We start from the raw sequence: 6,914 nt of genomic DNA on the forward strand, positions 1-6,914 counted from the left end.
TGCGATGGAAAGCCGACTGCGGGTGCAGGGGCATCCGATCCAACCGATGCTGGTGACGTTCCCGTTCGGGCTCTTCGTGAGCGCGACGGTGTTCGACCTGACCGATGTGATCGGGGGGCCGGCCTTCCTCGGCGAGGTGGGCTACTGGACGTCGGTGGCCGCGCTGGTGGCCGCCGCCCTCACCACGGTCGCCGGGATGGTGGACCTGTGGGACTCACCGGGTGACGCCACCCGTCGTACGGCGGTGACCTTCAACCTGGTGAACGCGGCGATGGCCGGACTGTTCCTGGTGGCCTGCCTGATCCGCGCGGACGCCCCGCAGCGGGGCGCCAGCGTCGTGCTGCTCGCCACCGAGCTGGTGGCCTTGACCGTCGGCGCGGTCGGGGTGCGGCTGGGCGCCCGGCTGATGCGGCAGTTCGACTCCCGGCGGCGGGCCGAGGCGGGCACCTTCGAGGTCCTCGGTGGTGTCGGTGGCGTCGGCGGCTCGACCGTGGAGATCGTCCGGCGGTAACTCCGTTGCCGGGCGCCCGGTGGTCGGCCAGGCTGCCGGGGTGGAACGCGAAGCGGACGTGGACGCCCTGATCGCCGAGGGGGCCGCCGCGCCGGTCGACGGCTGGGCCTTCGACTGGCTCGCCGGGCGGGCGACCGAGGAACGCCCACCCTGGGGGTACGCGCGTCGCGTTGCCGCCCGGATGGCGGGGATCGGCGCCGCCCTGGACGTGGACACCGGCGGGGGAGAGGTCCTCGCGGAGGTGCCGCGACGGCCGCCGCTGCTGGTCGCCACCGAGGGCTGGCCGCCCAACGTGGCGGTCGCCGCCCGTGTCCTGCGGCGGATCGGGGGCCACGTCGTCGCGGTGACGCCCGGTGCGCCGCTGCCGTTCCGGGATGCCGCGTTCGACCTGGTGGTGAGCCGGCACCCGGTCCGCACCGACTGGGCCGAGACCGCGCGGGTGCTCCGGCCGGGCGGGACCTTCCTGTCGCAGCAGATCGGCCCGGGCACCGTACGCGAACTCAGCGAGGCGATCCTCGGTCCGCTGCCCCCACCCACCGGGCGGCACCCCGAGCGGGCGGTGGCCGACGCGGAGGCGGCCGGGCTGCGCGTGGTGGACCTGCGGGAGGCCACCCTGCGTACGGTGTTCCACGACGTCGCGGCGGTGGTCTGGTTCCTGCGCAAGGTGGTGTGGACGGTTCCGGGCTTCACCGTCGAGCGGCACCGTCCCGCGCTGGTACGCCTGCACCACCGCATCCGGGCCGAGGGGCCGTTCGTGGCGCACGCCCGCCGCTTCCTCGTCGAGGCGATCCGGCCCGCCGGCTGAGCCGAACACCGGTCAGCCGTGCGCCCGCGCGTGGTGGGCGGCGAGCACGTCGGTGCCGAAGTCGCTGGCCGGCCGGCGCAGCACCGTGTGCGCGTGGTTACCGTCGTCGGTGGTGTTGTCGTACTCGACGAGCAGGTCGTCGCCCTGCACCCGGTAGTAGTGGCGCTGGCCGGGACGGGTGGGGCCGGCCCAGGCGAAGTGCAGCTGCCCGCCGTCGAGCCGCTGCGCCTCGTGCTGGGCCAGGGCGGGTGGCAGGCGTTCCAGGTACAGCGCGACGAGCTGCTCCACGAGTGCCCGCGCGCCGGGTCCGAGCCGGTCGGTCGCCACGCCGAGCGGTTCCAGCGGCCCGTCGACCCGGGGCCGGGTGGCGCTGACGATGTCGGCCGGCGCCTCGTCGGCGATGATCGCGGCGGCGCGGGCGGCCGGTCCCATCGCGTCCAGCACGGCGCGTGCCAGGTCCTCCTCGACGCCGAGCGGGCGGGAGACGGGGCGACCGGCGTACCGGACGGCGGCCGGGTTGGCCCCGAAGAACACCGGCGTCGGGGAGACCTGGTCGTCCACCACCGTCATGCTCACCGACAGGTGGTGCCCCTCGACACGCCACGCCCAGGCGTCGTCCCGGTCGGGGTCGCCGAAGACGGCCACCCAGTAGTCGTCGCTGTGCCGTCCCCGCCGCCATCCCTCGGCCCGGTCGAGCACCTCCTCCAGCGCGACGATCGCCATCGCCTGCGCGTACGCCGTCGGGCTGAGCGCGGTGGCCAGCAGCCGGTGGGCGGCCTTGCGCGCGGCGCGGTCGAGGTCGGCGAGGCACACCCCGGGCCGGGGTCGCGGCCGGTACTCCAGCCAACGCCGGGCGGCGTCGTCGTCGAAGCGGTGCGCGGCGCGCGTGCGCTCCGGCTCGTCCAGGGCGGCGAGCAGGGCCGCGCCGGCGGCGCGCATCTGCTCGGGTACGGGATCCTCCACCGCCTCTGTATACCGGCCCGCGCCCCGGTGCGCCGGGGAGTCGCCGCCGTACCGTCCGTCCACCCTCGCGCCGCCGGTGACCGCCGGCCGGCGCTCACGCGTCGCCCGTCCCACCATCGAGACGGGCGCTTCCCCGTGGGAGCGCGTCCGGATGGTGCCACCTGGTCGTGAATCACGTTTCTCCACCACGGTGGGTTGATGGCCGGGACGAATAGGAACCGTGCGGGTACCCCCCGTATCGGGTTAACTCGGCGGCTCTGCTGTAATCATCAGGCTTCGTACGCAGAGCGAGCATTTGGCTCCGATGTGTTCGTCAATTGTCACATTCATGCAACGCAGCCGCCCCTTGACCCCTGCACGGGCGCCGGGAAGCATCGATGAAGCGGCGTCCCGGGCCGTGGGGAGTAACCCGGACCAGCCAAGGAGGACCATGTCGGTCAGCCCCGCCTCGTCGCGCGCCGGATGGCATACGTCCCAGCCCGCTGTTCCCGGTCGGCCCCCCGGCGGTCAGCGCCGGCCCGCGAACACCGCCGCACCGATGCTCACGGTCACCCTCACCATTCCCCTCGCCTGTGAGGAGTCGCTGACCCCGCCCGCCCGTCGGCTGCTCGAGGCCGCGCGGGAGATGCTGGAGCGCGGCGAGGGAACGATCACCGCCACCACCAACGCCCCCGTCGAGCGCCGCCCGGACCCGGTTCCCGCCGGCCGGTCGCCGTCCCGGCCGCTGGCGTCCACCATCCCCGTCCTGCACATCCTCGCCGCCTCCCGTTCGGTGCTGCGCGACGGCGAGCCGATCCCGTTGACCCGCCTGGAGTTCGACCTGCTGCTGCACCTGGTCGCCCACCCGCGGCGGGTGTTCACCCGGCTCCAGTTGCTCAACGCCGTGTGGGGCTACGAGCACGCCGGAGTGCGGACCGTCGACGTGCACGTACGGCGGCTGCGCGGCAAGGTCGGCGTGGACGTCCCCCTGGTCACCACGGTCTACGGGGTCGGCTACCGGCTCGCCGACGACGCCCGGATCACCATCGACCGCACCGGCTGACCGTCTCCCGCCGCCTTTGGGTCGGCACGCGCGGGATCGGCGTGGCTGTGGCGTGGCGTAGGCGTGGCGGCCGCAACGCGGCCGATTTCGGCTGCGCTGCGTCACGGTCGGGGCAGCTGACGCTCCGTGTCGGGTCGGTCGGGGTGCCACCCACCGCTCTCCCCACTTTGCTCTGCACCCTGATACGCGCCAGTTCCCTGACCTGCGTATTCCGTCCCGAGGCCGGTTGCGCTTCCGTCACCCATCATGACGGGGAGTAACTGGTGCACTCCGGGGTGCAGAGCAAAGGGGTCGGGCGGCGACATGCCCTCCACGGCTGACCTGACGGAGTGTCACTGACATGGCGGCCCCCGCCGCGCCCCGTCGGCACTGCGTCGGCACTGCCTCGGTTTGCAGCACTGCGTCGGTACTGCGGCGGGGCGCGGCGGGGCACCATGGTCGGATGCGCGTCCGTCCCGTCTCTCCCGACCTGCTCGCGGCCGAGCTGACCGACCGGCTCGCCGGCACCGACCCGGCGAGCCGGCTGCGCGTGGCCGTCGACGGCGCGCCGGCGGCCGGCCCCGACGCGCTGGCCGACGCGCTGGTCGATCCCCTGCGCGCGCGGAGCCGGCCGGCGCTGCACGTCCGGGCCGAGGACTTCCTGCGGCCGGCGTCGGTGCGCCTCGAACACGGCCGCACCAACCCGGACGCGTACTACGAGGGGTGGGTGGACGAGGCGGGCCTGCGCCGGGAGGTGCTCGACCCGGCCGGGCCCGGAGGCTCCGGGCGGGTGCTGCCGTCGCTGTGGGACGCGCGGACCGACCGGTCCAGCCGCGCCGCGTACGTCGACCTGCCGCCGGGCGGGGTGCTGCTCGTCAGTGGCGCGCTGCTGCTCGGCGGTGGTCTGCCCTTCGACGTCACCGTGCACCTGCAGCTCTCGCCGGGAGCGCTGGCCCGCCGTACCGACCCGGCGCTGACCTGGACCCTGCCGGCCTTCGCCCGGTACGCCGACGAGGTCGCCCCGGCCACCTTCGCCGACGTCGTCGTACGCCTCGACGACCCCCGGCACCCCGCGGTGGTGGAGGCCGCCGGAACGGGCTGAAAACCGGTGGGGTCGGTCGGTTTGGCGCGCCGGAGACGGGGGTATTCGCCCCGCTCACAGAGCACGGGTGATCGCCCGTGCCGAGACGACCATTGGCCGGGGCCCGCGCCACCGGCACCCCGGTGGCCCGTTCGGCCCTCAGAAAGGCAGGCAGCGATGCTCGTCCACGACACGGTCGGTACCGGTCGGTCCCAGCAGGAGATCGACCAGATCCGGCAGTCCCTGCAGGCCCGGTACGACGAGCTCTCCGCGGAGTACGAGCAGGCCGTGGTGCAGAGCCAGGTGCTGCGGCTGGTCGAGGTGGGCGACACCGCCGGCGACGACCAGGCCGACAGCGGCACCAAGACCGCCGAGCGGGACACCGCGCAGTCGCTGCTGCGGACCATCCTCGACCGGCGCACCCAGTACGAGCACGCCCTGACCCGGCTGGAAGAGGGCACCTACGGCTTCTGCGAGGGCTGCTCCGCGCCGATCCCGGTGGAGCGGCTGGAGATCTTCCCCTCGGCGACGGCCTGCGTCACCTGCAAGCAGAACCGGGAGCGTCGAGCGGCCTGACCGCCTCCTCAACTTGCCGGTCGGTCCGGGACACGGTGGACTCCACCCATGGGTGACATCCTGGTGGGGACGGCGTCCTGGACCGACCGCACGTTGCTCGACTCGGGCTGGTACCCGCAGACGGCCGACACGCCGGAGAAGCGGCTCGCCCACTACGCCCGGCAGTTCCCACTGGTCGAGGTGGACGCCACCTACTATTCGCCGCCGGCCGAACGCACCGCCCGGCTGTGGGCCGAGCGGACCCCGGCCGGATTCACCTTCAACGTGAAGGCGTTCAGCCTGCTGACCGGCCACCCGACGAAGGTCAGCGCGCTCTACAAGGACATCCGGCCGGACACCGGCAAGAAGAACGTCTACCCCGACGACCTGCCACCGCAGGCGTACGAGGAGGTCTGGACCCGGTTCCTCAGCGCGCTCGACCCGCTGGTCGAGGCGGGCAAGCTCGGCGCGCTGCTGTTCCAGTTCCCGCCCTGGTTCACCATCCGGCGGGACAACAAGCAGTACCTGCTGGAGGTGGCGAAGCGCTGTGCGCCGCTGCGCCCGGTCTTCGAGTTCCGGCACCAGTCCTGGTTCGACGGTGCCAACGCCGACGAGACCCTGTCCTTCCTGCGGCAGCACCGGCTGCCGTACGTCGCGGTGGACATGCCGCAGGGGCACCGCTCATCGGTCCCCCCGGTGCTGGCCGCCACCGCGGACCTCGCGGTGGTCCGCTTCCACGGCCACAGCGACAAGTGGACCAGCAGGGACATCCACGAGAAGTTCGGCTACCGGTACTCCGACCGGGAGCTGAAGCAGTGGGCCCCGAAGCTGCGGGAGCTGGCCGACTCCGCCGAGCAGACCCATGTGCTCATGAACAACTGCTACCGGGACTACGCGCAGACCAACGCCGCCACCCTGGCCAAGCTGCTCGACGCGGCCGGCTGACCTCACCCCCACCGGGTGAGGCCGGCTCACCCTCTCCCGGCACAGCATGGACGGTGCGTGCGGCCGTCCGCCGACGGAGCCGGTCGCGCGGAGCCGACAGTACGGAGGTGGCTGGACATGACGGTTCGGGTGGTACCGGATCGACGACGCGGCGCCGTGCTGCACGTCGTCGGCAGGACCGGCGACGCCCGGCGTACACCGCGAGCCGCGCGGGTCGTTCCGACCCGGCAGTGGCGTGGCCCGGCCGGGCCTCCGCGGCGCGCCGACGACCGACCGTGGGAGACCTACGTACGGGGGTGGAGAGATGGCTGAGCAGCTGCATTCCGCGTTCGAGTCCTCGATGGACAAGACGAACGTGATCCTCAAGGAGATCGAGAGCGCGTACGGCTGGCCCAAGGAGCAGCGCAACCAGTCGTACGCGGCGCTGCGGACCGTGCTGCACCTGCTGCGCGACCGGATGCCGGTGCAGGAGAGCGCGGAGTTCGCCGCGCAGTTGCCGGTGCTGGTGCGCGGGATCTACTTCGACGGCTGGAAGCCCGAGGACGTACCGGTGAAGCTGAACCGGGACGACTTCCTCTACGAGGTGCGGCAGGGCTTCCCGTACGACGTGGAGGGTGGCCCCGAGCGTGTCGTGCAGGTGGTGCTGGACACCCTGCGCCGTCACGTCACCCAGGGCGAGTGGCAGGACGTGAAGTCCCAGATGCCGAAGGACCTTGCGCGGATCATCCCGTGACACGCGCGGCCCGACCCGTGGACGGGCCGGGCCGGGGGGGGGGGGGGGGGGGGGGGGGGGGGGGGCGGCGCGCGGGGGGGGGGGCGCGGGGGGGGGCCCCCCCCCCCGCCGCCCCGCGGGGGCGGCCCGCCCGCGGGCCCCCCCGGCCCCCCCCCGCCCCGGGGGCCGGGGGCCGCCGCGGGGGGGGGGGCGGGCGCCCCCCCCCCCCCGGGCGGGGGGGGGGCCGCCCGCGGCCGGCAAGACCGGTGACCGGTTGGTGGTCGAATGCGGCCGGCTGCTCGATCCGTGGCAGGTCGTCCG

General features: G+C 73.9%; 8 protein-coding genes. 7 read left to right on the forward strand and 1 reads right to left on the reverse strand.

Features of this window, described 5'->3' with window-relative positions; genetic code table 11:
- Window positions 1–4 precede the first annotated feature (4 nt).
- Both ACIBR0_RS18460 and ACIBR0_RS18465 read left to right on the forward strand, forming a co-directional pair.
- A complete protein-coding gene (locus tag ACIBR0_RS18460) occupies window positions 5–511 on the forward strand; it encodes a DUF2231 domain-containing protein (RefSeq protein ID WP_357038383.1) in 507 nt (168 codons plus the stop codon).
- 40 nt (window positions 512–551) lie between these two features.
- Window positions 552–1,316, forward strand: a complete 765-nt coding sequence (locus ACIBR0_RS18465) for a class I SAM-dependent methyltransferase (protein ID WP_396717052.1) — start codon at window positions 552–554, stop codon at window positions 1,314–1,316.
- Between the two features lie 12 nt (window positions 1,317–1,328).
- On the opposite strand, the gene ACIBR0_RS18470 is transcribed toward ACIBR0_RS18465, so the two are convergent.
- Window positions 1,329–2,255, reverse strand: coding sequence for a DUF3500 domain-containing protein (locus ACIBR0_RS18470; protein WP_396717081.1), 927 nt, complete (start codon window positions 2,253–2,255; stop codon window positions 1,329–1,331).
- A gap of 454 nt (window positions 2,256–2,709) precedes the next feature.
- Here ACIBR0_RS18470 and ACIBR0_RS18475 point away from each other — a divergent pair, with 454 nt between their 5' ends.
- From ACIBR0_RS18475 to ACIBR0_RS18495, 5 genes are all read left to right on the forward strand, one after another.
- A complete protein-coding gene (locus ACIBR0_RS18475; protein ID WP_357042309.1) occupies window positions 2,710–3,321 on the forward strand; it encodes a winged helix-turn-helix domain-containing protein in 612 nt (203 codons plus the stop codon).
- A gap of 442 nt (window positions 3,322–3,763) precedes the next feature.
- Window positions 3,764–4,402, forward strand: coding sequence for a uridine kinase (locus tag ACIBR0_RS18480; RefSeq protein ID WP_396717055.1), 639 nt, complete (start codon window positions 3,764–3,766; stop codon window positions 4,400–4,402).
- A 156-nt stretch (window positions 4,403–4,558) separates the two neighbouring features.
- Complete coding sequence (locus ACIBR0_RS18485) at window positions 4,559–4,957, forward strand: TraR/DksA C4-type zinc finger protein (protein ID WP_357041243.1); 399 nt, start codon at window positions 4,559–4,561, stop codon at window positions 4,955–4,957.
- Between the two features lie 48 nt (window positions 4,958–5,005).
- Complete coding sequence (locus ACIBR0_RS18490) at window positions 5,006–5,881, forward strand: DUF72 domain-containing protein (RefSeq protein WP_396717057.1); 876 nt, start codon at window positions 5,006–5,008, stop codon at window positions 5,879–5,881.
- Between the two features lie 304 nt (window positions 5,882–6,185).
- Entirely contained in the window at window positions 6,186–6,614 is a 429-nt protein-coding gene (locus ACIBR0_RS18495) for a DUF2267 domain-containing protein (RefSeq protein ID WP_357041249.1), read from the forward strand.
- The last annotated feature ends 300 nt before the right edge of the window (window positions 6,615–6,914 follow it).

This window comes from Micromonospora sp. NPDC049497, from assembly GCF_044465805.1.
GTDB lineage: Bacteria > Actinomycetota > Actinomycetes > Mycobacteriales > Micromonosporaceae > Micromonospora.